This is a genomic window from Corynebacterium sp., from assembly GCF_022712275.1.
Classification (GTDB): Bacteria; Actinomycetota; Actinomycetes; order Mycobacteriales; family Mycobacteriaceae; genus Corynebacterium.
In genome coordinates, this window is record NZ_JALAGU010000010.1 from 18,120 (window position 1) to 39,412 (window position 21,293).

General features: G+C 68.2%; 18 protein-coding genes and 1 riboswitch. Of the genes, 9 read left to right on the forward strand and 9 right to left on the reverse strand.

The genetic code is table 11. From position 1 onward, the window contains the following. Together Q0A27_RS01520 and Q0A27_RS01525 are read right to left on the reverse strand one after the other, a co-directional pair. Positions 1 to 1,101 (reverse strand): cytochrome P450, encoded by a 1,101-nt coding sequence (locus Q0A27_RS01520; protein WP_291473313.1) that lies wholly within the window; start codon positions 1,099 to 1,101, stop codon positions 1 to 3. Further along, the gene (locus Q0A27_RS01525; RefSeq protein ID WP_291473314.1) at positions 1,094 to 1,744 is read right to left on the reverse strand and encodes a tRNA-dependent cyclodipeptide synthase; all 651 of its coding nucleotides are present in this window, start codon (positions 1,742 to 1,744) and stop codon (positions 1,094 to 1,096) included. The genes Q0A27_RS01520 and Q0A27_RS01525 overlap by 8 nt, the downstream gene beginning before the upstream one ends. 176 nt (positions 1,745 to 1,920) lie before the next feature. Then, a riboswitch (TPP riboswitch) is annotated at positions 1,921 to 2,021 on the forward strand. On the opposite strand from Q0A27_RS01525, the gene Q0A27_RS01530 reads away from it, so the two are divergent. The 7 genes from Q0A27_RS01530 to Q0A27_RS01560 all read left to right on the forward strand — a co-directional run bounded on the left by Q0A27_RS01530 (position 2,009) and on the right by Q0A27_RS01560 (position 10,580). Then, on the forward strand, positions 2,009 to 2,701 hold the full coding sequence (locus Q0A27_RS01530; RefSeq protein ID WP_291473315.1) for a TenA family protein: 693 nt from the start codon (positions 2,009 to 2,011) through the stop codon (positions 2,699 to 2,701). Its footprint overlaps the riboswitch before it by 13 nt. A gap of 10 nt (positions 2,702 to 2,711) precedes the next feature. Next, positions 2,712 to 3,554 (forward strand): TatD family hydrolase, encoded by an 843-nt coding sequence (locus tag Q0A27_RS01535; protein ID WP_291473316.1) that lies wholly within the window; start codon positions 2,712 to 2,714, stop codon positions 3,552 to 3,554. 54 nt (positions 3,555 to 3,608) lie between these two features. Then, entirely contained in the window at positions 3,609 to 4,745 is a 1,137-nt protein-coding gene (locus Q0A27_RS01540) for a resuscitation-promoting factor (protein ID WP_291473331.1), read from the forward strand. A gap of 47 nt (positions 4,746 to 4,792) precedes the next feature. Continuing rightward, positions 4,793 to 5,749: a 16S rRNA (adenine(1518)-N(6)/adenine(1519)-N(6))-dimethyltransferase RsmA gene (gene rsmA / locus Q0A27_RS01545; RefSeq protein WP_291473317.1), complete on the forward strand. Its 957-nt coding sequence runs from the start codon at positions 4,793 to 4,795 to the stop codon at positions 5,747 to 5,749. Continuing rightward, positions 5,746 to 6,795: a 4-diphosphocytidyl-2C-methyl-D-erythritol kinase gene (locus Q0A27_RS01550; RefSeq protein WP_291473318.1), complete on the forward strand. Its 1,050-nt coding sequence runs from the start codon at positions 5,746 to 5,748 to the stop codon at positions 6,793 to 6,795. The genes rsmA and Q0A27_RS01550 overlap by 4 nt, the downstream gene beginning before the upstream one ends. Positions 6,796 to 6,841: 46 nt before the next feature. Next, the gene (locus Q0A27_RS01555; protein ID WP_291473319.1) at positions 6,842 to 8,719 is read left to right on the forward strand and encodes an ABC-F family ATP-binding cassette domain-containing protein; all 1,878 of its coding nucleotides are present in this window, start codon (positions 6,842 to 6,844) and stop codon (positions 8,717 to 8,719) included. Further along, positions 8,712 to 10,580 carry an alpha/beta hydrolase gene (locus tag Q0A27_RS01560; RefSeq protein ID WP_291473320.1) on the forward strand — a complete coding sequence of 623 codons (1,869 nt, stop codon included), beginning with the start codon at positions 8,712 to 8,714 and terminating at the stop codon, positions 10,578 to 10,580. The genes Q0A27_RS01555 and Q0A27_RS01560 overlap by 8 nt, the downstream gene beginning before the upstream one ends. Before the next feature lie 17 nt (positions 10,581 to 10,597). Here the strand turns inward: Q0A27_RS01560 and Q0A27_RS01565 are convergent, their stop codons facing one another. The 4 genes from Q0A27_RS01565 to Q0A27_RS01580 are packed head-to-tail and all read right to left on the reverse strand — an operon-like array spanning position 10,598 to position 15,077. Beyond that, entirely contained in the window at positions 10,598 to 12,088 is a 1,491-nt protein-coding gene (locus Q0A27_RS01565; RefSeq protein WP_291473321.1) for an L-serine ammonia-lyase, read from the reverse strand. Positions 12,089 to 12,130: 42 nt separating this feature from the next. Next, on the reverse strand, positions 12,131 to 12,454 hold the full coding sequence (locus Q0A27_RS01570; RefSeq protein WP_291473322.1) for a putative quinol monooxygenase: 324 nt from the start codon (positions 12,452 to 12,454) through the stop codon (positions 12,131 to 12,133). Positions 12,455 to 12,483: 29 nt separating this feature from the next. Beyond that, positions 12,484 to 13,779, reverse strand: coding sequence for an iron-sulfur cluster-binding domain-containing protein (locus Q0A27_RS01575; protein ID WP_291473323.1), 1,296 nt, complete (start codon positions 13,777 to 13,779; stop codon positions 12,484 to 12,486). Then, complete coding sequence (locus Q0A27_RS01580; RefSeq protein WP_291473324.1) at positions 13,776 to 15,077, reverse strand: aromatic ring-hydroxylating dioxygenase subunit alpha; 1,302 nt, start codon at positions 15,075 to 15,077, stop codon at positions 13,776 to 13,778. Before Q0A27_RS01580 ends, Q0A27_RS01575 begins: the two co-directional genes overlap by 4 nt. 83 nt (positions 15,078 to 15,160) lie before the next feature. Between Q0A27_RS01580 and Q0A27_RS01585 the strand changes: the two genes are divergently transcribed. Next, entirely contained in the window at positions 15,161 to 16,105 is a 945-nt protein-coding gene (locus Q0A27_RS01585) for a LysR family transcriptional regulator (protein ID WP_291473325.1), read from the forward strand. Here Q0A27_RS01585 and Q0A27_RS01590 read toward each other — a convergent pair. Further along, positions 16,095 to 18,719 (reverse strand): FAD-dependent oxidoreductase, encoded by a 2,625-nt coding sequence (locus tag Q0A27_RS01590; protein WP_291473326.1) that lies wholly within the window; start codon positions 18,717 to 18,719, stop codon positions 16,095 to 16,097. The two genes, Q0A27_RS01585 and Q0A27_RS01590, sit on opposite strands and share 11 nt — an antisense overlap. A gap of 75 nt (positions 18,720 to 18,794) precedes the next feature. Between Q0A27_RS01590 and Q0A27_RS01595 the strand changes: the two genes are divergently transcribed. Further along, a complete protein-coding gene (locus tag Q0A27_RS01595) occupies positions 18,795 to 19,538 on the forward strand; it encodes an IclR family transcriptional regulator (protein WP_291473327.1) in 744 nt (247 codons plus the stop codon). On the opposite strand, the gene solA is transcribed toward Q0A27_RS01595, so the two are convergent. Together solA and Q0A27_RS01605 are read right to left on the reverse strand one after the other, a co-directional pair. Further along, positions 19,457 to 20,710, reverse strand: a complete 1,254-nt coding sequence (gene solA, locus Q0A27_RS01600) for an N-methyl-L-tryptophan oxidase (protein WP_291473332.1) — start codon at positions 20,708 to 20,710, stop codon at positions 19,457 to 19,459. The genes Q0A27_RS01595 and solA overlap by 82 nt on opposite strands. 148 nt (positions 20,711 to 20,858) lie before the next feature. Continuing rightward, the coding region (locus Q0A27_RS01605) for a hypothetical protein (protein ID WP_291473328.1) at positions 20,859 to 21,293 on the reverse strand (435 nt) is incomplete at its 5' end.

Sequence of the window (21,293 nt, forward strand, 5' to 3'; positions counted from 1 at the left end):
TCAGATGCTCTTTTCGGGGAGGAGATGGGATGGCCCGCGGGTGTACAGCCCATGCTCCGTCAACGGGTCGGCGGCGAGCCTCCACTCAGGAAAATGGGACAACGATGCACGGAACGCTGTCTCAAGTTGCCGACGGGCGAGCATGGCACCGATGCAGAAGTGACGTCCGGAGCCGAAGGCAAGATGCTCAGCGGATGGGGGAAAGGCGCTTCGTACAGAGTTTTCCTTCCTGGACAGGATGAACTTGTCCGGTTCCGGAAAGAAGGAGGGATCGCGGTGAGCAGCACCGGTAAGGCAGTACACTGTGCTCCCATCGGGGATTGAGTGCCCGCCGAGGACCTGTTTCCCGACGGCGATCCGTGGAATGATCTGGACTGGCGGATGCAGCCGTAGCGTCTCAGTAGGGAACTCGGTGATTTTTCCGGTACCGGTGGTGACAGACTCCTCCAACGTTGGGGACCGGAGTGTCTCGTACACGAGATAGCTCACGAGATCGTGTCGGGGGGATCGACGCCGGGTCTTTATGAGACGGAGCATGGACGCGCGGAAATATCCGGCGTCCGCCAACCGTTGTGACCGTTCGTCAGGAGTCTGCTGCAGGAGCGTGATGAACTGGACGACACTGCGGTTCCACGGGAGAACCTTGTGCTTCCACTGTGCATCGATGCCGAGGAGCTCGCACGTCACATTAGTGGCGGACGGTCCTGCCGGTTCTTCCACGAGGTCTAGGCACTCGGCATCCTTTACCCGCTCCCACAGGTTGGTGACAGCCGTCTCAACTGCGGGAAGGTGGTAGCCGTCCATGGCAACCGTTGCGAGACCGTGCATGGTGACGGCCTTCTTCTCGGTGTGCTCGGCACCGGTCATCTGCGCGAGCACACGTGCTCCGAGCACGGGCTCGGCACGGTCTGCCAGATGGTGACTGCTGAAACCGGTCGAGTCCTGCAGCACAGTGCGGACAAGGTCGAGATCAAGGACGCACCAGGCATCCGCAATGAGGTCGTGATACACGCAACCGTGCTCCCTCATCCTCCGGTAGATGGGGTACGGATCGTTGAGAGCTTCATCGCAGAGGAGCGTCGGGTTGTCAAGATCAGACATGATGTGCCTCCGGCTCGGGGTCGAGGACGAAAAAGTGGCTGTTCGGATCGGTGTCGAGAGATGTCTCCCCTGCCCTGATGTACTCACCGGCCGGCCATGGCGCGGGGTAACTCAGTGCTGCGGAAGGGTAGTGGAACAGGTCTGCGCAACGGGTGTACGCAGGGAGCTCATCAAGTACGTAGTCGACGGCAATACCCGGATCCGGTGGAGTGGAGGAGCCGATTGCCCGAAGACGTGACTGGGTGGCAGCCGAACTCATGGCCGGGCAGCGGCGTCGGAATTCGGTGTTGCGGAGGTACTCGTCAGCAACCTGTTCTCTGCGACCGGCATAGTTCGGCTCCACAATGTGGTCGGAGATGAGTAGTGGGGAGGTCCGTCCGAGCACGACTCCGGACTGTTCCACTGCTGCAGCCACAGTCCGCAGTTTCTTGCTGCATTGCTGTCTCGCTCTCCGTAGGGCTCGACCTTCCGGGGTCCCGGTTGCGGTCAGCAGGGAGGTGGCGATGGCGCCGGGGTGAAGCACATCGACTGTGGCGAAGTGGTCAGCTCCCGACCGGAAAGCGCTGATGAGCCAGTCGAGGGAGAAATGAGGATTGAAAGGGCTCATGCCGATGATGAGATGGTCGGTGTCTGGAATATCCATGAGATGGGTCTCTCTGAACGATGGTCGATGGACAGTTCCATGAAAGGTGTGTGGGAACGGTGGTGGCAACGGTTGAGCACTGTTGTCTCAGTGCCTCGGCCCGATGCTGTTCAGCGCGCTTTGCACAGGATTTTTTCAGCAAATCAGTGCGCTCAGCGCCCCCGTAGGTACCCTCGGGCAGTGACACGGGGTGCCCGGGAGAAGGCCCGGGCTGAGATGAGACCCGTCGAACCTGATCGAGTTCACACTCGCGGAGGAATCGTCATGGAAGACTATGCTGCGCAGACCACGACCGGCACACCCACCACTCGCTTCAGCGACACGTTGCGGGAGGAGAATCGCACCACCTGGGAAGCCGCGGCCACCCACCGCTTCGTCACCGAGCTCTTCGCCGGCACGCTGCCGGACGAGAACATGGCCGGCTACCTGGTCCAGGACTACCGCTTCGCGGACGGTTTCATGGCCCTGCTCGGTGCGGCGGTCGCCACGGCGGACAATTACCCCTCGCGTCACCGCTTCGCGCAGTTCCTCGGCGAGGTCGCCGGCGACGAGGACACCTACTTCCGTGAGGCCGCGGCCGAACTGGATGCGGACACATCCGTCCCCGACACCGGGGCCACCGCCGGTTTCAAGCAGCTCTTCGTCGATGCCGCCGATACCCGCAACTACGCCGCGATCCTCGGCGTCCTCGTGGTCTGCGAGTGGCTGTACCTCGACTGGGCGACCCGCCCGGAGAACCGCGCCCACGGTACGGGGGAGAACGGCTACCCGCCCCGCCACGTCCACGCTGAATGGGTGCGCCTGCATGACTACCCCGGGTTTCACCAGCTCATCGATTTCCTGCGCACCGAGGTGGACCGCGCAGGGGAGCGCTCCCCGGAGGACGCCGCCCTGGCGCGGGAGTACTTCCGGCGCACCGTGGACCTGGAACTGCAGTTCTTCAGCGAGCACCGCTAACCTGACAGCCATGTCGAAGAAGAAGCGTCCGACCCCTGTCCCACCCGAGCCGCTGCCGGAACTCTTCGACGCGCACACCCACCTGGCGTCCTGTAAAGCGACGACACCGGAGGAGGTGCGCGCGATCATGGACCGGGCCGCGGAGGTGGGGGTGAACCAGGTCTGCACCGTCGGCGACGACCTCGCCGAGTCGGTCCAGGCTCTCGAGGCCGCCCATGCTGATGAGCGGGTCGTCGCCGCCTGTGCCATCCACCCGACCCGCGCGGACCAGCTCTTCGAGTACGGTGTGCAGGACAGACTCCGGGAGCTCGCCGCTGATCCGCGCTGCGTGGCGGTCGGGGAATCCGGGCTGGACACCTACTGGATCACCCATGATCCGGAGCGCACGGCACCTCTGGACGTCCAGGAGGAGGCGCTGCGCTGGCATATGGCCCTGGCCCACGAGCTGGCCAAGCCGCTGATGGTCCACAACCGGGAGGCGGACGCCGACCTGATGCGCGTCCTGGCGGACGCCCCGGACGACCTGCGGATCATGCTGCACTGCTTCTCTTCGCCGCTGGACGTGGCGCAGGAGGCCGTCGACCGCGGCTACTGGCTGAGCTTCTGCGGCAATGTGACGTTCAGGCGGAACGAGGAGCTGCGGAAAGCGGCGCGGATCTGTCCGGCCGACCGGATCCTCATCGAGACCGATGCACCGTTCATGACGCCAGAGCCATTCCGGGGTTCGCGCAATGAGCCGGCTTTCGTCGGATACACCGCACGCTGTGTCGCAGAAGTGAGAGGTGTGACTCCAGAGGCACTAGGTGCCCAGGTGACACGCAATGCGCGTGATCTCTACCGGATCACGGAATAATTACGGGATTCTTGTCACATATCTTTGCCGTCAGCGCATCGTTACCGTATCGTGATCTGGGTGAAGAACAAGTCGACGCTCCACCGCATCAACCACACCCGCTCCGTCCCGCTCCGTGTCGCCACCGGCGGCATGCTCGCCACCCTCGTTGTCGGCGGAGCCGTCGTCGCCACCAACCACAAGGACGTCACCCTCGACGTCAACGGCAAGATCCTCAAGGCCAGCACCGTACGCGGCGACGTTGAGTCGATCCTGTCGTCCGAGGGTGTCGACGTCTCCGACGGTGACCTCATCACCCCGGGTCTCAGCGAGTCCGTCTCCGACGGCTCCCGCGTCACCGTCCGCTCTGCCCGGCAGGTCGCCCTCGTCGTCGACGGTCAGTCCCGCACCGTCGACACCACCAAGATGACCGTCTCCGAACTCCTCGATGAGCTCGACATCGACGCCGGATCCACCACCGCCAGCGCCTCGGCCATCCCGCTCGACGGCATGGAGCTCAACATCACCTCGCCGAAGAGCTTCACGCTCAACGACGGCCAGCCGGACGAGACGCCTGCCCGCCTCACCATGTCCGCCCCGACCGTGGCCGACGTGCTCGAGATGCGCGGTGCTCCGTTGGGCAAGGAGGACGTCGTCACCCCGTCGGCGGACACCCCGGTCACCGACGACATGCACATCGACGTCACCCGGAAGACCAGTGAAGAGGTCACCGAGGACCAGGAGATCGCCCCGCCGGAGAAGGTCATCGAGGACCCGGACATGGCCAAGGGTGAGGAAGAGGTCATCGAGGAAGGTACCGCCGGTACCGCCCGCGTCACCGTCCGTATCCACTCCCTCAACGGTGTCGAGACACACCGCGACGAGCTCAAGCGCGAGGAGATCACGCCCGCCACCGAGCGCGTCGTGCGCCGCGGCACCGGATCCTCTGCCCCCTCCGTCTCCGATGGCTCTGTCTGGGACCAGCTCGCCCAGTGCGAGGCCACCGGAGACTGGTCCATCAACACCGGCAACGGCTTCTCCGGCGGCCTGCAGTTCACCCCGTCCACCTGGGCGGCATTCGGCGGTACCGAGTACGCTCCGGAGGCCTACATGGCCACCCGCGAGGAGCAGATCGCCGTGGCCGAGAAGGTCCAGGCCGCACAGGGCTGGGGCGCCTGGCCTGCCTGCACCTCCAGCATGGGCCTGCGCTGACAGATCCGCTGATAGATCGTCCGTCCCCGACAGGCTATCCTCGATATGTGACGGACAGCGAAGAGAACACGGTACGCCTGCTGGGCCCCGGAGAGATCCGCGCCCTGGCGGCGGAACTCGACATCACCCCGACGAAGAAGATGGGGCAGAACTTCGTCATCGACCCGAACACGGTCCGACGCATCGTCTCGGCCGCCGAACTGTCGGACGACGACCGGGTCATCGAGGTCGGTCCAGGGCTGGGTTCCCTGACCCTCGCCCTGCTGGAGCAGGTAGGTGGAACCGGTGGGGTGACCGCCGTGGAGCTCGACAAGCGACTCGCCGCACGCCTGCCCCGCACCATCGGGGAATTCGCGCCGGCACGCGCCGACGACGTCACGGTCATCGACCATGACGCACTCACCCTCACCGCGGCGGACCTCGCCGAGGCCGGTGTCCCCGCGCCGACGGCCCTGGTCGCGAACCTGCCCTACAATGTCTCCGTCCCGGTGCTGCTGCACCTGCTGCAGGAGTTCCCGTCGATCCGCCGCGTGCTCGTGATGGTCCAGCTGGAGGTCGCCGACCGGCTCGCGGCGTCCCCCGGATCGAAGATCTACGGCGTGCCCAGCGTGAAGGCCGGGTTCTACGGTGCGGTCTCCAAGGCCGGAACGATCGGCAAGAACGTCTTCTGGCCTGCCCCGAAGATCGACTCCGGCCTCGTCCGCATCGACCGGTGGACCGACGGCTCCCGCCCCTGGCAGGACGCCCTGACCACGCACGACCCCGAAATCCTCCGCAAGGAGGTCTTCGCGGTGACGGACGCCGCCTTCCTCCAGCGCCGGAAGACGCTACGCGCCGCACTGTCCGGACACTTCGGCTCCGGGGCGGACGCAGAGGCCGTGCTCACCGCCGCCGGCATCGACCCGAAGGAGCGTGGCGAAAAGCTCGACACCGCGTCCTTCGTCGACCTCGCGGTCGCCTCCCTGGCTTCTGCACAGGATTCGCCGCAGGACACCGGACAATGACCGCCCCGGACATGCCCGATCCCGCCGAGCACACCGGGCTGCCACATTCTGCCACGGCAACCGCCCAGGGCATGCTGATCCTCTGGCTGAGCGTGGGCGACCACCGCCCCGACGGCGGCCGCGACCTCGTCACCGTCCGCCAGGCCCTGGACCTCACCGAGACCGTCACCGTCACGGTCACCGGTCAGTCGGAGTCCCCGGAGATCACCGGGGTGGACCTCACCGGGAAGCAGTCGCGGCCAGCCACCGCCGGGGACACCGGCCGTGCCGCCGTAGCCGCGGTCACCGCCGTGGTGGACCGCTACCACCGACGTGCACCGCAGGCCGTCCTGCCACAGATCCATGTCGACATCGTCCGCGAGATCCCCGACATCGGGGACACCGGAGCCGCCGACGCAGAGGCCGCCGACGCCGCGGCCGCCCTCATCGCCACCCGCGAACTCCTCCACGGTGCCGGTGCCGCCGACGCCGGCTACTCCCTCGCACCCCGACCCACCGATGCCGAACTGCAGGACCTGGCTGCGTCCCTCGGCCGGGACGTACCCGCCCACCTGCTCGGCGGCACGGTGATGGACACCGGCGCCATTCCCGGAGCCGCCGACCTCGTCCCGGTGATGAGCCGAGGTACCCGGCACTGGGCCCTGGCCCTCGATCCCCGTCCGCTGCCGTACCGGGAGGTCCTCGACCGCCTGGACGCCCAGCGGGACGCCGCGGCCCGCGGTGAGCGCCCCGATGTCCGGGCCGGTGACGTCACTGCCGTGCAGCGCGCCCTGCTCACCGACAACCCGACCGAGCTCGCCGAACTCCTGGCGAACGACCTGCAGTCCGCGGCGCTGAGTCTGCGTCCGGAACTGCGGCGTACCCTCACCGCTGCCCGCGAGGCAGGTGCCCTGGGTACCGTGGTCACCGGTCCCGGGCCGACCGTCACGATGCTCTGCTCCGACCGTGAGCACGCCGTCGAGGTCGCCACCGCTGTCTCCGTCGCCGGCCATACCGGCCCCACCTTCGTCGCCGCGTCCTCCTCCCACGGCGCACGTCCTGCCTGATCCTGCCTGAACACCCGTCACACGAAAGAATCACTGAGAGAACTCCATGGCCAGCACAGTCAACCTCATCAACCTCGAGAACGTCGACAAGTCCTACGGGCTCAAGATGCTCCTCGACGGTGTGAGCCTCGGGGTCAACAGCGGCGACCGGATCGGTGTCGTCGGACTCAACGGTGGCGGCAAGTCCACGCTCATCCGCATCCTCGCGGGTCTCGATACCGTCGACTCCGGACGCGTCTCCCGCAACAACGACCTCCGCATGGCGGTCGTCTCCCAGGACAGCGACCTGCCCGGCACCACTGTCGGCGAGGCGGTACTGTCCGGACTGACCGGCGCATCCGGCACCCTGGAGACCCACGAGTGGGCGTCGGACCCGCGGATCCGCGATGTCCTGGAGGGCATCGGCGTCAACGACCTCGGTGACGGCGCCGGGATGGACACCCCACTGGAAGGGCTGTCCGGTGGCGAACGACGCCGCGTCGGCATCGCTGCGGCCCTGGTCCGCGACCTCGACCTCGTGATCCTCGATGAGCCGACCAACCACCTCGACGTCGAGGGTGTGGAATGGCTCGCCCAGCATCTGCTGCTCCGTCGCTGCGCCCTCATCGTCGTCACCCACGACCGCTGGTTCCTCGACACCGTCGCCACCACCACCTGGGAGGTCCACGACGGCACCGTCGACGTCTTCGAGGGCGGCTACAACGACTGGACCTTCGCCCGTGCCGAGCGTGCCCGGCAGGCGGACGCCGAGGAGCAGCGTCGCGCCAACCTGGCCCGCAGGGAACTCGCCTGGCTGCGCCGTGGTGCCCCGGCACGAACCTCGAAGCCGCGCTACCGGATCGAGGCCGCCGAGGCACTGATCAAGAATGTCCCGGCCCCACGCGACACCGTCGAACTCATGAGTTTCGCCACGAAGCGGCTCGGCAAGAAGGTCATCGAGCTGGAGGACGCCACGGTCACCACCCCGCCCCCGGAGGCCCGCGTCCTCGTCGAAGACCTCACCTGGCGTCTCACCCCCGGTGAGCGCATCGGACTGGTCGGCGTCAACGGCTCCGGCAAGACCACCCTGCTGCGCACGCTGGCAGGGGAGTACCCGCTGGCCGGCGGCCGACGGATCGAGGGACGCACGGTCCAGATCGGCTGGCTGCGTCAGGAACTCGAGGACCTGGACGGGGAACGACGCCTGCTCGACGCCGTCGAAGACGTCGCCACCCGCGTGGAGATCGGTGGGAAGGAACTCACCGCCTCCCAGCTCGCGGAACGCCTCGGATTCTCCGCAAAGCGCCAGCGCACCCCGGTCCGGGACCTCTCCGGTGGAGAGCGACGTCGCCTGCAGCTCACCCGTGTGCTCATGGCGGAGCCGAATGTCCTGCTGCTCGACGAGCCGACCAACGACCTCGACATCGACACCCTCCAGGAGCTCGAGAGCCTGCTCGACGGATGGGCCGGCACGCTCGTCGTCATCTCGCACGACCGGTACCTTATCGAGCGCATCTGCGACTCCACCTGGGCACTGTTCGGAGACGGGAAACTGACCAACCTGCCCGGCGGGATCCAGCAGTACCTCGACCGACGGCGCGAGCTGATCGCCGCCCCGGCGGCTGTGTCTGCCCGCTCCTCGTCCTCGTCCGCCGAGGGAGCGGCTGCAGCCGACGCCGCGTCCTCCCCGGGCCTGTCCGCCCAGGAGGACCGCGAGCTGAAGAAGGAGCTCAACGCCCTGGAACGGAAGATGCATAAGCTCAGCGCGAAGGTGGATACCCTCACCGCGAAGCTCGCTGACGCCGCGGCACCGGCGGACGGCCAGATCGACACAGGACTGCTCGCCGACCTTGACCGGGAACTCCAGGGAGTACGGTCAGAACACGACGACTGTGAGATGCGGTGGCTCGAGGTGGCCGAAATGCGCGAGGAGGGACATGCCTGAGGAGATCCTTGAGGAGACCCCGGACGAGACCCCGGACGAGACCCTGGGCAGGACCCCCGGCGGAACCAGGGACAAGTCCCAGGACGATACCGGGGAACCCCGGTCGCGGATCGCGCGGTTCTTCGGCCTGCGCCGTCCGCTACCGCCCAACACCTGGGGACTGGTCATCGGCGGAGTCGCCTTCGCACTGTCCCTGACCCCGTCGCTGGTGCCGCGTACCTGGCTGTACCAGGGCATCGCCTCGGGTCTGTCCGCGGCAACCGGTCACCTCATCGGTCTCTTCCTGCTGCTCAACTGGAACCTCTGGTGCAGGGACATCATCGAACCGCTGTGGAACCGGTTGACCGGCGGCCGACGCATCCCCGCCGTGTGGTGGAGCCGTTTCCGGATCGCGCTGCTCGTCTTCATCCCCGTCGCACTGTTCGTCTGGATGCTCCGTGCCGTGCGCTGGCAGCAGGATCTCGCCGAACTCATGGGAGCCCGGTCCTACACCCCGGCCCAGTTCCTCCTCGTTCTGCCGGTCGGCCTGCTGGTGTGGGCTCTGTTCGTCGCCCTCGGTCGTGGCGTCTCCGCCTTCGCCGGTGTGCTGGCGAATGCCGTGCCGGGCAACAATTCCCGTTACGGTCTGCGTCTGCTGGCGTCCTGGGGTGCGGTGGCGGTCGCCACCGTGCTCATCGTCGACTTCGTGCTGCCGGGCACCATCCGGCGGGCGACGGAGCAGTTCTTCTCCGTCAGCTCCGAACCGATCCGATCTGACCTGGTCAAGCCACATGCCAGTGAGCGTTCCGGTGGCCCGGGATCGCCGACCGAGTGGGAGGATCTCGGGGCCTACGGCACCCGCTTCACCGCGCTGGGCCTGTACAAGGATGAGCTGGAGGATCTCACCGGCCGCCCGTCGAAGGAACCGATCCGCGCCTACGCGGGCATGGATGACGGCGACGACGACCGCGAGCGTGCACTGCATGTCGTCAGCGAGCTCCAGCGCACCGGGGCTGAGGACCGCAATGCCCTGCTGGTCGCCCCGGCGACCGGTACCGGCTGGGTGAACCCGACCACCGCCCAGGCCTTTGAGCTGATGTTCGACGGCGACACGGCCATCGCCTCCGCCCAGTACTCGGACGTGCCCAGTGCCGTCCAGTTCGTCACCGACCGTGACCGGGTGGAGGACTACGGCCGGGACCTGATCACCACCGTCGTCGACTGGTGGAACACCCTGCCCGAGGACGACCGTCCGAAGCTGTACATCTACGGCGAGTCCCTCGGCACCACCGCCGCGGAGAGCGCCTTCTCCGGCATCCGCGACATCGCCGGCGCCGTCGACGGCATGCTGCTGATGGGGCCGCCGAACAGCAACCGGCTGCACGGGGACTTCGTCTCCCGTCGCGACCCGGGCACCAGCGAGGTGCTGCCGGAGTACTCGGGTGGTATGACCGTGCGGTTCGCGGAGAACGCCGGGGACATCACCGCCTGGCGTCATGAACTCAACCGGGCGGACGGCAGCGATGAGTGGCGTTCGCCGCGCGTACTCTACGTCCAGCACCCCTCGGACCCCGTGGTGTGGTGGTCACCGGACCTCATCCTCAAGCGCCCGGACTGGCTGAAGGAGGACGCCGGATTCGACCGGACCCCGGCGATGACCTGGATGCCCTTCGTCACCTTCTGGCAGGTCACCCTGGATCTTCCCCGTGCGGCAAAGGTCCCTGACGGCCACGGTCACAACTACGGCACCTCCGTCATCGACGGGCTCACCGCGGTCGTCGGTGACGGCTGGACCGATGACGACATCTCCCGGCTCCGTGGTGAGCTGGAGGAGGCGATGAGTACCCAGGGACCCGAGAAGGAGATCGGCGGGAACGGTTGATCCCTGTCTGACCCTGCCTAACACTCCGGGACGTTGACCGCCACGGTGGTCGCCAGGCCACCGCCGGCGGTCTCCTTGTAGCGGTCGGACATGTCCGCACCGGTCCGACGCATGGTCTCGATGACCTCGTCGAGGCTCACCCGGTGACTACCGTCGCCACGCAGCGCCATCTTCGCGGCATTGATCGCCTTGCCGGCGGAGATGGCGTTGCGTTCGATGCAGGGGATCTGCACCAGGCCCGCGACGGGGTCACAGGTCAGGCCGAGCGAGTGCTCCATGGCGATCTCCGCCGCATTGCAGACCTGGGCAGGTGTCCCACCGAGGACCTCGGCGAGCCCTGCAGCGGCCATGGATGCCGCGGAGCCGACCTCACCCTGGCAGCCGACCTCCGCGCCCGAGATCGACGCGCGCTCCTTGTAGAGCGAGCCCACAGCCCCGGCGGCGAGCAGGAACCGGCGCCAGGTCTCCCGCTGGTCGGCCCGACCGGCCCGGGTCCAGGTCCGGGCGTAGAAGAGCACGGCGGGGATGATTCCGGCGGCTCCGTTGGTCGGTGCCGTGACCACCCGACCACCGCCCGCGTTCTCCTCGTTGACCGCCAGGGCCACGAGGTTCACCCAGTCCTCCGAGAACTCCGCGGTACAGGACGGGTCCTCGTCAGTGAGTTGCGTGTACCACCGGTGTGCCCTCCGGCGGACAAGCAGCCCACCGGGGAGGACGCCGTCGGCGCCCATGCCTCGCTCGGCGCAGGCGTCCATCGCCTGGACGATCGCGTCGAGCTGACCGTCGATCTCCCGGTCGGACCTGGCGAGCCGCTCACAGTTCCGTTGGGCGGCGGCGACGCTCCCGGCGTCCTCCGCCCGCTGCAGCAGCTCCTCGGCGGAGGAGAAGGTGGGGGCCCCGGCCAGGACGATGCCGGACGCGGACTCGTCGGCGGTGCGGATGAAGCCACCGCCGATGGAGTAGTAGGTCTCGGAGAACGGGATGGCTGTGCTGTCACCGCTGTCACCGCTGTCGACCCTGTCGCCGCCGCAGGTCTCAAGGGCGCTGAAAGTCACTGCATTGGTGTGCACCGTACGTACCACGGCGGGACGCAGGATGATGTCCTCGAAGCCGCAGGTGACCGGCATGGCGGGGTCGCCGGCGAGGTGGATGGTGCGGGTGTCGCGGATCTCGCGCAGCCGGGACTCCATGTGGTCCGGATTGACGGACGACGGATCGCAGCCGTCGAGTCCGAGCAGACAGGCACCCGGAGTGCCGTGGCCGGCGCCGGTTGCGGCCAGGGAACCGTAGAGGATCACGGTGATCCCCGCCGGGCGGGACACCGCGCCGCCGGCCACGGTGCCGACCGGTGCAGTGGCGGTGTCGGTGAGGACGGTGCCCGTCCCGGCCTGCTCACGCCGTCCGTGCAGTAGCCGGGCGAAGCGCAGCCCCGCCCGCATGGGGCCGACGGTGTGGGAACTGGACGGGCCCACACCGATGCGGAAAAGCTCGAAGACACTGACCGTCACGGGTCACCTCATTGTCTGCACATACCGTGCGTTCTGGCTCTCTCAGTCGACCGAGAACTCAGCCATCCGGTCCCACTCGGTCTTGCCGTCGATGTGGTCGTTGATGATCTGCGGGGTCTCGGAGAGAAGGGTGGGGAACAGTTCGCAGGAGGCCTTGAAGTGGTCGGACTGCACGTGGGCGACATCGGCGCCGTCCTTGTAGGCCTCGACGAGCAGGTATTCGTCGGAGTCGTCCGTGTTGCGGTACCACTCGAAGAAGAGGCAGCCTTCCTCGGCGCGGCAGGCGGCGGTGTAGTCGGCGACGTGCTCCCGGAAGTTCTCGACGTATTCGGGCAGCGGACGGAAACGGACGTTGATGAGAATCATGGGGTCCAGGGTACTCAGCGGGTCCGGGCTCAGCAGTCCAGGACGATGGATTCGCCCGCTGTCGCCGCTGCGGGCCGGGAGCAGCACAGCAGGATCTTCCCGGCGTCGATCTCCCGTTGCCTCAGTCCGCCGTGGTCGTCCATGTCGACCGACCCGGCGAGCTTCTGCACCGCACACGACCCGCAGACACCGTTGCCGCAGTTGGAGCGCAGTGGCACTCCGGCGCGGCGTCCTGCATCCAGGAGTGTCTCACCGGGCGCGACGTCGATGCTGCCGCCGGAGCGGTGGAAGGTGACGGTGCAGCAGCCGGGGGCGGGGTGGGCGACAACCGGGACGTCAGTAACCGGAGCGGGCGTCTGTTCCGGTCCCGGGTCGACGGAGGTGGTGGTCTCATTGAAGGTCTCCTCGTGGAAGGCGTTCCAGGGCACCCCGAGATCGGTGGCGACCCGCCGGGCGGTGGTGAGGTAGCCGGGTGGACCACAGGCGAAGACCCGGCGTCCGCAGGAGTCGTCGGTGAGTTGCTCGACGGTGTCCGGGCAGAGTCTGCCGAAGCTGCCGGGCCAGCCGGGGGCGGAGTCCGGGGTGAGGGTGCCCAGTGACATGCAGAGGGTCAGGCCGGGCGTCCGGTCGGCGAGGTCGCGTAGCTCGGTGGCGAAGGCGAATTCCAGCGGTGTGCGCGCATGGTAGACGACCACGGTGTTCACCGGCCCCGGCAGGGCGGCCAGCGTCCGGACCATCGACAGCACCGGCGTGATGCCGGCACCCGCGGCGAACAACAGATAGCGGGCGCGCCGGTCGACGTCGGGCAGGTGGAAGGAACCGAGCGGTCCCCGGGCCTCCAGGGTGGTCCCGCAGCTGAGCTGCTCGTGGATCCAGCCGGAGACCCTGCCGCCGGGCACCTTCCTGACGCAGACGGTGAAGGTGGACCGGTCACCGTAGACGGACAGGACAGGGGAGGAGGAGACCGAGTAGCACCGGTCGACCGGATCGGCGTCCGGACCGTCGACGGGGACGCCGAGGTGGACGAACTGCCCTGCCCGGTGGGTGAACGGGCGACCGTCGGTCCGACGCAGCACCAGGGTGGACATCGACGGCGTCTCGTCCCTGATCGCCGTGACCTCGACGTCGAACTCCTCGGGCACCGAGGGCGGGGCGATGCCGGCGAAGTCGCGGGCCAGGATCTCCGCGCGTGCACCGGTCGCGGCGTCGGCGGCCCAGGGCATGACGGATCCGGTCGCGTCGAGCCGTTGACGGGGACGCAGGGGAACGCTGTTGACCGGCGGGACCGCGGCCGGGGTGAACTGTTCGACGATGATGCCGTTCATGCCTGCTCCCCGGGATCCAGGTATCGGATCATGTGGTCGGTGTACCAGCTGATGAACGCCTCGACCTGGTCCTCGCTGCGCATGTAGGGGCCCGGCACGTAGCCGGGGGAGGAGACGCCCTGCTGGGCGAGCTGGACGAAGTCGGCGTCCTGCGCATTGGTGTGCCGCCACACGTAGGTGAGCTCGTCGACGTCGTAGTCCTCGCCGGCGACGGCGTCCTCGGCGACGAGCCAGGTGGTGCGGACCAGGGTGCGGTCAGCGCTGACCGGGTAGGCGGCGAAGGTGATGACGTGGTCGGACAGGCCGTGGAACCAGGCGTTCGGCTGGACGTGCAGCGAGGTGCGGCCGAGCCGGAAGTCCGGCAGGTCACCCATGAGCTTCTGGGACAGTCGCGCACCGGTGACGGAGAAGGATTCTCCGGCCTTGTCGAGGGCCTCGCGGGAGATCCGGAACCCGGCGTCGCGGTCGGTGAGATGCTCGACGATGTTCCAGGGCAGGCCGTGGGTGGTGCAGCGGTCGCGGAGGGCGGCGTCGGCGAGCAGGGAGCGGTCCCAGTCGGCGGCGAGCTCCGGCGGGACGGTGTCAGCGGTCAGGCCCCAGGTGGCGAAGAGGGAGCAGGCGAGTTCGGGGTGCCCGCCGCAGTGATAGCACTCCCGGTTGTTCTCCATGGTGAGCTTCCAGTTCCCCTCCTCCATGAGGTCGATCTGGGTGGCGACCTTCGCCGAGGCGATGTCGAACCCGGCGAGGTACGGGGTGACGGTCGCGGCGAGGTCGTCGATGTCGGTGGGAGGCTCGGCGGCGGTGCAGACGAAGACGAGGCCGCAGACCGAGCGGACGTGCGCGGTGCGCAGCGAGAAGCAGGTCCGGTCGAAGGTCTCGCCGGGGGAGGACGCGTGGAGCAGCGTGCCGTCGGTGGCGTAGGTCCAGGAGTGGTAGGCGCAGGTGAGGTGGGCGGTGGCGCCGCGACGGTCGGTCATGACGCGGGCGCCGCGGTGCCGGCAGACGTTGTGGAGGGCGTTCACCTCACCGTCGTCGTCGCGGATGATGATCAGCGAGAGGGGGCCGAATTCAACGGTGACGTAGTCGCCGGGGTCCGGGATCTCCGCCTCGGTGGTGGCGAAGAGCCACTGGGTGCCGAAGATGCCCTGTACGTCGAGGGAGAACAGGCCGGGGTCGGTGTAGAGCGGTGCGTCCAGGGAGGTACGGAGCGGTCTTCGTCGCAGCAGATCGAGCATACGGTCCCGGTGGCCGGGCGCGGCCGGTGCTGTGGTGGCTGTCGTGTGCTGCGCGAGAGTCATGCAGCAAATGTATAGCCCTCATTCATGGAAATAAATGGCAGATTTATCGACAATATTGTGCGGAATATCCGTATTATCTGGACATGATCGATCACCGCCTCACCGTGCTGCGGACCTTCGCCTCCTGCGGTACCGTCACCGCCGCTGCGGACATCCTCGGCTACTCCCCGTCGGCGGTCTCGGCGCAGCTCCGCGAGTACCAGCGCGCCGTCGGCGTCCCGCTCGTCGCCAGGGAGGGCCGGGGACTGCGGCTGACCTCCGCCGGACGCACCCTCGTGGACCGTTCGGACGCCCTCGTCGCCCTCTGGGAGGACATCCGTGGCGAGGTCCTGGGCGCCACCCCGGGGCAGGAACCCACCACCCTCCGGCTCGGCGGCTTCTCCTCGGCGACCGGCGCCCTGCTGTCCACCGTCGCTGCGCAGCTCCACCGTGACCACCCCGCCCTCGACGTCACCATCACCGAGGCGGAGCCGGACCGCTGCATCGACCTGCTCACCGCTGAACGGCTCGACGTCGCGGTCACGGTCTCCATGCAGGCCGCCCCGGACACCGAGACCTCGCAGATCGAGCAGATCCCGCTGCTCGACGACCCCCTCGACGTGCTCCTCCCCGCCGACCATCCCCTGGCAGGACGCGCCACGGTGCGGCTGGAGGAACTCGCCTCTGACCCGTGGGTGGCCGACCACCCCGGGACCACCTACCGTGCCCTGTTCACCACGGCCTTCACCGCCGCCGGTGCCACACCCCGGGTCGTCCACGAGGTCGCGGACTGGGTGTCCAGTGTCGAGATCGTCTCGCGCGGCCTCGGCATCGGCCTGGTTCCCCGGCTGGTGCAGCTCAGCTCCGATCTGCCGGTCGTCCGGGTGCCGCTGGACGGTCCCTCGGCGCCGCGCCGCCGCGTCCTCGTGATGCTGCGCCGCAGCTCCCGCGCCCACGCCCTGGTGGCGGAGGCGGTCGATCTGCTGCAGCGCACCGCGGAGGACGCAGGGAACGTCACAGGGAACGTCACAGGGAACGTCACCGCCTGATCCGCAGGCCCGCCGGATCGTCGACCGGGCCGTCGACGATGACCGCGTCGATGTCTCGGTCGAACCTGCTGATCCGCAGGGTGGTCCCCGGCGCCGCATGCTCCGCGGGCACCCAGGCGGTGCCCACGGTCTGGGCGGTGACATAGCCAGCGTCGGCGCCGGTGACCCAGCCCGTCGCGTCCCCCACCAGAACCGGCGAGCCCGCCTCAGGGGTACCGGCATCGAGCCGGGAGACGAAGGTGACCAGGGACATTCCGCGGGACGGCCGTTCCGCCAGCGCGTCCCGCCCGGTGAAGCGGGTCGGCTTCGCGGCAGGGTCCTCCTTCACTGCGAACCCCAGACCGGCGTCCGCCGGGGTGTTCTCCCGGGTGACGTCCGCGCCCCAGGACACGTAGCCTTTCTCGGTCCGCAGACTGTTGAAGGCGAGGCGTCCGGCGGGGACCAGGCCATGGGCTGCCCCGGCGGCGGAGACGGCGTCCCACAGCCGCAGTCCGTGGGCGGCGGGGGTGTAGATCTCCCAGCCCAGGTCGCCGACGTAACTGACCCGTTGGATGAGTACCGGGACGCCGGCGATGAACATCTTCCGACCGCGGAAGTACTTCAGGCCGTCATTGCTGATGTCGCCCTCGGCCAGGGGCGTCAGGATGTCCCGGGCGCGCGGCCCCCATAGCCCGAGACAGCAGGTCGAGGTGGTGATGTCGTCCACGGTCACCGCGCCTCGGCCGGCGGCCTGCTTCCTGAGCCGGGTGACGTCCATCGCGCCGTTGACACCCAGCATGTACTCCTCGTCGCCCAGGCGGGTGACGGTCACGTCCGAGAGGACGCCACCGGCGTCGTCGAGCAGCAGGGAGTAGACCACCGGGAGCGTCCTGCCGACCGGCTTGTCGATGAGGTTGGAGCACTGTTCCTCGAGGAACGCCGTCGCCCCGGTTCCGCGCACCAGGATCCGGGTCAGCGAGGTCATGTCGTAGAGTGCCGCCCGGTTACGGGTTGCCCAGGCCTCGGCGGCGACGACGGGCGACCAGTTGACGCGGCCCCAGGCGTCCTTCCGGGGGACGGCGACGGGAACCGGGTCGTTGACGGATTCCGGGGTGGGTGTTTTCACCGGCCCGGGGACGGCGCGGGCGTCCCGGGTGAGGAAGTCCGGGTCCTCCAGCAGCGCGAGATTCGACTCATGCCACAGCGGACGCTCCCACCCGTTGTGCTCGGCGAACACTGCCCCGGCCTGTTCCATGCGCAGGTGGAAGGGGCTGGTCTTCAGTCCGCGGGTCACCGCGGTGGACTGGTGCGGGAAGTGGACGTCGTAGACCTCGTCGTAGTTCTCCGCCGCGCGACCCCGGATCCACCCGTCGGAGAGCAGCGCCGGGTCGAAGCGGGTGTGGTCCAGCTCGTGGGTGTCGATGCCGGGATCCCCGGTCAGCATCCAGTCCGCCATGACCTGGGCGACGCCGGCGGACTGGGTCACCCACACTGCCTGGGCACACCAGAACCCGTCGACGTGCGGTGACGGGCCGAGCATCGGGCCGCCGTCCGGAGTGAAGGAGAAGACCCCGTTGAACTCGTCCTCGAGTTCCAGGTCCTTCACCGCCGGGAGGATGCGTCCCATCTCCTCGCGGGTGAACGCGAAGTCCTCCGGAGTGAACTGACGCTTCGCCGGGTGCTCCCCGGTGGCGAGCATGTGGGCGGTGTCGGTGAGGTCGGCCGGGTCCAGCGGCAGCGGACGGTGCTCGTAGGCGCCGATGCCGATCCGGTCACCGAACTCGCGGAAGTAGATGCCGGCACCCTGGTGTCGGACGATGGGCAGGGACGGCTCCTCCGCCCGCAGCGGTGTGCCGTCCTTGCGGGTCCCGGGCAGGTCAGGGACCGGACCGGTCCACGCGAAGCCGTGCTCCATCGGGTGCATCGGCACGCGCAGGCCACCGGCCTTCGCCAGCGGGTGACCCCAGATGCCACCACAGGTGACGACGACATCGGCGGGGATCGTGCGGGGCGCCTCGTGGGCGTCACCGGAATCTCCTGCGTCCTCCACGACGACGCCGGTGACCCTGTTGTCCTCCGTGAGCACCTCCGTGACGCGGGTGAGGCCGAGGACGGTCGCTCCGCCGGCCTCGGCGCGCCGGGCCTGGAACTCGACGGCCAGGGCAGAGTGGACCGCGGCATCGGTGGGAGAGTGGAGCGCCCCGAGGATGAGGTCGGTGTTCAGCCCCGGCCACAGTTCGGCGACCCGCTCCGGGCCGACGAGTTCGGCGGGCACTCCCCAGGAACGGGCGAAACCGAGGCGTCGCTTCAACTCGGTGAGCTGGGTGTCCGTGGTGGCGATCTCCAGTCCGCCGACGCGGTTCAGCAATGGTGCGCCGTCGAGTTCCAGTCCGTCGAGCTTGTCCAGGGTGCGCTGGGCCAGCAGGCTCATCACCCGGGAGGCGTTGGTCTGGAAGACGAAGCCGGGCGCGTGGGAGGAGGACCCGCCGGTGGCGTAGAGCGGCCCCTGGTCGATGAGGGTGACACCGGTGGCGCCCCGGAGAACGAGTTCATCGGCGAGAGCGGCGCCGACAACGCCGGCACCGACGATGACGATGCGGTCGGAGGGGGAGACGGTGCTGGGGAGGACGGACATCGGAGGGCTCCTCGTGGTGGTGCGGCAGATGGTGTCGGGTTGCGTGATACGCAACAGGATGCGTACCGTGCGGGCATGGCAAGTCAGTCAGTGCAGTCAGTCGACCGGGCCGTTGCGGCACTTGACCTTCTGGCGTCCCGCGGGCAGGCGGGGACGGGGGAGATCGCGGAACATCTGGGGGTGCACAAGTCCAGTGCCAGCCGCCTGCTCACGACCCTTGCCGACCATGACCTCGTCGACCAGGACGGTGCGGGCGGACAGTGGCGGCTGGGATTCGGACTGCTGCGTCTGGCCGGTGCGGTGGCGGACCGCGCCGGGTTCTCCGGTGCCGCGCAGCTGCTCTGCGACCGGGTCGCGGAGGCAACCGGCGAGACCGCCAACGTCGCCGTCCTCGACGGTATCTTCGCCGTCAACGTCACCCAGGCCGTCGGTGCCGGACTGCTCTCCCCGCACCACTACCTGGGGCGCAGGACGCCAGGTCATGCCACCAGTTCCGGAAAACTGCTCCTCGCGTTGTCCGACGGGGGCGCTGCGAAGGACGCCACCCGTGAACTGGAGGCGTACACCGACCGGACCATCGTGACCGCAGACGCTCTCGCCGCGGAACTTGACCGGGTACGGGCGCAGGGCTGGGCGAGTTCGGATGAAGAGTGGGAGGACCACATCACGGCGGTCGCGGTGCCGCTGCGACTGCCCGACAGTTCCCTTGAGGCCGTGCTGACGGTCACCGGCCCGAATCATCGGCTGGTCCCGGAGAGTTTCGCCGAGGTGGCGGGACAGCTCGCGGGACTGGCGTCCTCGGTCGGTCGCTGGCGCTGAACCGGCGACGGCCGGAATCTGGCGGGGTCGAACAGTGAGATCCCGTGGTCGGTCCGGCCGTCCACGGCCAGGTCGGCGAGGATCTCGCCGATGACCGGGACGAACTTGAAGCCGTGGCCGCTGAAGCCGCAGGCCACGATGACCTGCGGGTGGTCAGGGTGAGGACCGACGACGAAATGTTCGTCCGGGGTCACCGAGTACAGGCAGGTCTTCGCCTGGACTACCGGGCCGGTGAGGCCGGGGAACAGTTCGACGGCGCGGGCCCGCATCTCGTCGATCTCATGGGAGTGGACCTCCCGGTCGATGGTGTCCGCGGTGGTGGGGGTTCCCTTCCGGAAGAAGCCGAGTTTGAACCCGCCGTCGGGGCCGTCGGTGGCGGGGAAGCCGTAGATCTGGTCGTTTCCGTTGGTCTCCTCGATGTAGACGGGGTGGTTCTCCTCGCTCCAGCTCTCGAAGGGGACCTCGGCGGTGCAGTCGGGGGAGAACCAGTAGAAGAGCATCCGGTCGATCTGCAGCGGAAGGTCCAGCTCGGGCAGCATCACCGGGGCCCAGGCGCCGGGGGAGACGATGAGCTTGTCGGTGGTGTAGGTGGCTTTGTCGGTGGTGACCTCCACCCCGGCAGTCACACTGCCGTCACCGGTGGTGCGCCAGGAGAGCACCTTCTCGTGGAAGTGGAGGGTGGCGCCCTTCTTCGCGGCGACCTCGGCATTGGCGATGGTGGTCTCCTCGGGGCGGACGTAGCCGGCGTTCGCCTCATAGAGGCCGAGGGCGTTGTCGGCGGGGTCCATGGTGGGGAAGCGCTCCCGGATCTCCCCGGCGGTGAGGATCTCGTGGTCGAGGCCGTGCAGTTCGGAGGCGAGCCTCGAACCGGCGAAGGTCACACTGTCCGGGTCCCCGATGTAGATCCCGCCGCAGAGCTGCATGATGTCCCGCCCGGACTCTTCCTCGAGTTTCCGGAAGAGTTCGTAGGACCGACGGAGCAGGGGGACGTAGTCCGGACTCTCGAAGTAGGACTGGCGGATGATCCTGGTCCCGCCGTGAGCCGCGCCCTGGTCGTGGCCGGGTTCGAAAGCCTCGATGCCGAGGACGTTGACACCGCGTTCGGCCAGGGCGTTGGCGGCCGCGCCACCCATGGAGCCGGTGCCGAGAATGATGACGTCGAAGTGCTGCATGGCGTGGTCTCCTCCGGATCGTGCCGTGGAATCTGACGGTGACATGTTGCGGATTATGCAACTGCGTCTGTTATACGCAACACGCTAAGTGTCGTCCGGAGAGCGTGCAAGAGCTGCGGAGGCACTGCGTCCACATTTCACACAGGTGTTACCTCCGCTGGACCACCCACGGTGCGTCGCCGTGTCCTCCCTGGATGGCGCAGACGGTCGGATGGTCGTTGTGGACCGGCGCCCGGTCCGGGTCCGTGCTCTGCGGCGGGATCCAGTCGACGCGGAGTCCGCTGATCCGGGTCGCCGTAGCCAGCCTCACCTTCGCCTCCCGTCTGGTGATGTTGAAGATCCGACTGATGATGCGGGCCCGCCGTGCCGGAATGTCCGACATGGCGTCCTCATGGGCGGTGACGAAGGAGGTATCTGCCGGTGGCAGCTTCTCGCGGGACGCCTCCATCCGCTTCGCTGCATGGGTGCGGTTGTACTGGTTCATCCGGGCCCGCGTGTCCGCGCCGTGCCCGACAACCGCTTCCACCGCAGCAACGAGTGCATCCAGTGCGGTCTGGAGGTCGACCACGCTGCCGACCGGGGG

What these genes read in the sequence shown, in the direction of transcription:
- Q0A27_RS01530 (WP_291473315.1), top strand. Translation starts at nt 2,009, where the DNA reads ATGGAAGACTATGCTGCGCAGACCACGACCGGCACACCCACCACTCGC.
- Q0A27_RS01575 (WP_291473323.1), bottom strand. Translation starts at nt 13,779, where the DNA reads ATGAACGGCATCATCGTCGAACAGTTCACCCCGGCCGCGGTCCCGCCG.
- Q0A27_RS01585 (WP_291473325.1), top strand. Translation starts at nt 15,161, where the DNA reads ATGATCGATCACCGCCTCACCGTGCTGCGGACCTTCGCCTCCTGCGGT.
- Q0A27_RS01590 (WP_291473326.1), bottom strand. Translation starts at nt 18,719, where the DNA reads ATGTCCGTCCTCCCCAGCACCGTCTCCCCCTCCGACCGCATCGTCATC.
- Q0A27_RS01520 (WP_291473313.1), bottom strand. Translation starts at nt 1,101, where the DNA reads ATGTCTGATCTTGACAACCCGACGCTCCTCTGCGATGAAGCTCTCAAC.
- Q0A27_RS01550 (WP_291473318.1), top strand. Translation starts at nt 5,746, where the DNA reads ATGACCGCCCCGGACATGCCCGATCCCGCCGAGCACACCGGGCTGCCA.
- Q0A27_RS01560 (WP_291473320.1), top strand. Translation starts at nt 8,712, where the DNA reads ATGCCTGAGGAGATCCTTGAGGAGACCCCGGACGAGACCCCGGACGAG.
- Q0A27_RS01580 (WP_291473324.1), bottom strand. Translation starts at nt 15,077, where the DNA reads ATGACTCTCGCGCAGCACACGACAGCCACCACAGCACCGGCCGCGCCC.
- Q0A27_RS01595 (WP_291473327.1), top strand. Translation starts at nt 18,795, where the DNA reads ATGGCAAGTCAGTCAGTGCAGTCAGTCGACCGGGCCGTTGCGGCACTT.
- Q0A27_RS01570 (WP_291473322.1), bottom strand. Translation starts at nt 12,454, where the DNA reads ATGATTCTCATCAACGTCCGTTTCCGTCCGCTGCCCGAATACGTCGAG.
- Q0A27_RS01555 (WP_291473319.1), top strand. Translation starts at nt 6,842, where the DNA reads ATGGCCAGCACAGTCAACCTCATCAACCTCGAGAACGTCGACAAGTCC.
- Q0A27_RS01525 (WP_291473314.1), bottom strand. Translation starts at nt 1,744, where the DNA reads ATGGATATTCCAGACACCGACCATCTCATCATCGGCATGAGCCCTTTC.
- solA (WP_291473332.1), bottom strand. Translation starts at nt 20,710, where the DNA reads ATGCAGCACTTCGACGTCATCATTCTCGGCACCGGCTCCATGGGTGGC.
- Q0A27_RS01535 (WP_291473316.1), top strand. Translation starts at nt 2,712, where the DNA reads ATGTCGAAGAAGAAGCGTCCGACCCCTGTCCCACCCGAGCCGCTGCCG.